Raw genomic sequence first — 476 nt, 5'->3', positions numbered from 1 at the left:
ACGTAGATGAGGTCGGCGAGGGCGTCCGCAGCCTCAATAACATCGCGCTCGCCATCGTCTGCCGCGACCGCCTCGGCGGTAGCCGTCTCAATGATCGCGCGCGCGCGCTTGCCGTACACCGCTCCCATGAGTTCAGCAAACTCTTCGGCGATGAGGCTCAAGCGCATGCCGAGGCGCTCATAGGACAACGTCGGATCGTCGAAGGAACGAATCGGCATCGAGTAGGTGCGGTGGAACTCCTGGACGAGTTCCATCGGGCTGGGAGCGCTCTGAGTGTTCGAGGTGGGGGTGTTCTTCTCGCTCATGCGTGATCCTTTCGAGACTGTTCCCAGGCCGTAGCCAGGATGTTCGTAAATGCGGTGATCGTTTGATGTCCGTCGACGAGGTACTGCGCGTCAAAGACGTACGTGGGGACGGTGGTGACACCCATGTGCATCGCCATCTGGAAGTCCGAATACACGCGGGATGCCCATTCC

1 pseudogene is annotated in these 476 nt (G+C 60.5%); it reads right to left on the bottom strand.

From position 1 onward, the window contains the following. Positions 1-305: pseudogene (locus ACEWB7_RS17530) on the bottom strand (phosphoribosyl-ATP diphosphatase); the annotation flags it as partial. Positions 306-476 lie beyond the last annotated feature (171 nt).

This window comes from Acinetobacter sp. NIOH-H-8, assembly GCF_046635365.1.
Taxonomy (GTDB): Bacteria; Pseudomonadota; Gammaproteobacteria; order Pseudomonadales; family Moraxellaceae; genus Acinetobacter.
Note: the sequence above shows the minus strand (reverse complement) of the source record. Positions and strands in the feature narration are given on the sequence as shown.